The sequence below is a fragment of the Candidatus Thermoplasmatota archaeon genome (genome assembly GCA_018814355.1).
In the GTDB taxonomy this organism is placed as follows: Archaea; Thermoplasmatota; Thermoplasmata; order UBA10834; family UBA10834; genus COMBO-56-21.
This window is the reverse complement of the sequence record JAHIZT010000070.1, coordinates 1-2589: the sequence shown is the minus strand read 5'-3', so window position 1 is coordinate 2589 and position 2589 is coordinate 1. Positions and strand designations below refer to the sequence as shown.

The window sequence follows — 2589 nt, the reverse complement described above, 5'->3', positions numbered from 1 at the left end:
TTGGGTCCCAGCCTGTGAAGGTGCGTATCGTGATATGAGAACAGACGGGCCTGGAGCATCTTGTCCGGGGATGCCGCGATGCCAGGAACCAGGTTGCTCGGAGAGAAGGCCGCTTGCTCAACCTCCGCGAAATAGTTCGCTGGATTGCGATTCAATACCAGTTTGCCAACCTTGATCGGCGGGAAATCTCCATGGGGCCACACTTTCGTGATGTCGAGGATGTCAAATCGATAGTCCTTCGCCTGTTCGGGAGTCATTATCTGCATCTCCAGAGTCCACGAAGGATACTCTCCTCGTTCGATTGCCTCATGAAAATCCCTTGTCGCATGATCGGGGTCTCTGCCACGCATCACCTCGGCTTCCTCTCTTGTGAGGTTCTTTATGCCCTGGTCCGTCTTGAAGTGGTATTGTACCCAGAAGTAGTCTCCTTTCTCGTTGTACCACTTATAGGTATGACTGCTGTACCCGTTCATGTGTCGGTAGGTTGCGGGAGTACCACGATCAGAGAACAATATCGTGACCTGGTGAATCGACTCAGGGGTAAGGGACAGGAAGTCCCAGAACATGTCAGGATTCTTTAGATTCGTGGCTGGATTCCGTTTCTGAGTGTGTATGAAGTCCGGGAACTTCATCGGGTCACGGATGAAGAAGACTGGTGTGTTGTTCCCTACGAGGTCATAGTTGCCCTCTTCGGTGTAGAACTTGACGGCAAACCCTCGTGGATCGCGCTCGGAATCCGCTGACCCCTTCTCTCCTCCAACGGTGGAGAACCGCACAAACACCTCCGTCCGCTTTCCGATCTCGGACAGGAACTTCGCCTTGGTGTACTTGGTGACATCGGCTGTGACCTCGAAGTATCCTCCTGCACCTGCGCCTTTCGCATGCACGACTCGTTCCGGAATTCGTTCACGGTCGAAGTGACCCAACTTCTCTAACAAGTGAACATCTTGGAGAAGGACTGGGCCTCGCTCTCCAGCAGTCTGGCTGTTCTGGTCATCTCCCACGGGTATCCCGAAGGCTCTGGTGAGCCTCCTTTTCGGCTTTCCGCCATCGGCCATCTTTCATTCCTCCAAACGCACGCAAACCAGAGACATGGTCTGTATTAAGACATTGCGACAAACATGCTCGTTCATCATCTCCTCGCAAGACCTAACGGTTCGAATCGAATGCTTGCCTTAGAGGCTTTTCAGGTCGATGATAGGGGACTTCCGCGCTTCTGTCTTCATGATGTTCTGGGAGGGCCCGGATATTGATCCTGAATCCGCAGGTCATTGAGACCAAATGCTTTGGCCGCAGGTATGGAATGATGGGATTTCATACCCATCGTTGCCATGGTGCAAAAGGCGCCATTCCCTTCTTCCTACGGCTTCTTGCTCGTGCGCAGTGGACTCTCCGCCTTCGCCTTGGTGGCTTTCTTCTTGAACATGGTCGACACCTCGTGGTCCCACAATCGTACGCGTTCGACGAGCATGATTCTTTCGATTGGGGCCCTGCGAGCTTGCAAGGGTTTGATATAATGTGGACGCGATTAACGGGGCGGCCATGAGCAGCGAGTCGAGGAGACGGCCGATGCCGCTCAAGCAGATCGACCGGCTCGGTCGAGAAATCATCGAGCTGTCACCCACCTTCTTCAAGTTCTTCGCGAAGCTGCCAAGCACCATTCAGAGGTCCATCAAGGTCACACTTCCGTTCGCGGTGCTCGCGCTCATCACCGTGCTCCCGCTCGACCTCGACCCGAAGATCCAGCACGCCCTCGCCACCTTCGTCTGCGTCTCTCTCCTCTGGACGTTGGGAGGGCTCCCGCTCCCCGTGACCGCGCTTCTCGTCCCGGTTCTGCTCACATTCTACGGCATATTCCCTGTGCCGAGCGATGCGCTCATGCCCTTCGCGGATCCAGTGGTCTTCTTGCTCATGGGCGGCCTCATACTCGCAGCGGCGTTCCGGAAGCACGGAGTCGACAGGAGGCTCGCATACTATGTCGTATCGAAATTCGGCGGGGACATCCCGAAGGTTCTTCTATCCTTCATGCTCGTGGCCGCGGTGCTCTCCATGTGGATATCCAACACCGCCACGGTGGCGCTCCTGATACCCGTGGTAGTCGGGATTGCGGCGCGTGTGACAGAGGAGAAGGGCAGGCTCTCGGTACTCTTCCTGATAGGCATCGGAGTCGGCTCTGCGATCGGGGGAATGGCGACGGTCACGGGCTCCGCACCGAATGCGGTCGCGTCCGCCCTCATAGCCCAGCAGACGACCTGGACGTTCGTCGACTGGATGAAGATCGGCTTCCCGACGAGCATGATGTTGCTCGTCCTCTCGTGGTACGTCCTCCAGAGGATCTTTCCGGTGAAGACCAAGACGCTCGACATAGGGCCAATCAAGACAGAGCTCAGAGAAATGGGCGCGCTCACCTCGGGAGAGAAGAAGACCATGGGCATATTCGTCCCCACGGTCGTCCTCTGGGTTGCGGGCGCGACAATAGGCGAGATCTTCGGGTTTGAGCCGGGTTTCATGAGCGCCACGATCGTGGCCCTCGCGGCAGCAGTGCTCCTGTTCCTCACGCGCACGCTGGACTGGCAGGACGCGAGGTCC

General features: G+C 56.6%; 2 protein-coding genes. One reads left to right on the top strand and one right to left on the bottom strand.

Annotation, left to right across the window (positions count from 1 at the left end; all coding sequences use genetic code 11):
• On the bottom strand, positions 1–1058 hold a 1058-nt coding region (locus KJ653_04960), incomplete at its 3' end, for a catalase (protein ID MBU0685182.1).
• Between the two features lie 484 nt (positions 1059–1542).
• On the opposite strand from KJ653_04960, the gene KJ653_04955 reads away from it, so the two are divergent.
• Positions 1543–2589 (top strand): anion permease (locus tag KJ653_04955; GenBank protein ID MBU0685181.1); only part of this gene is annotated, 1047 nt, incomplete at its 3' end.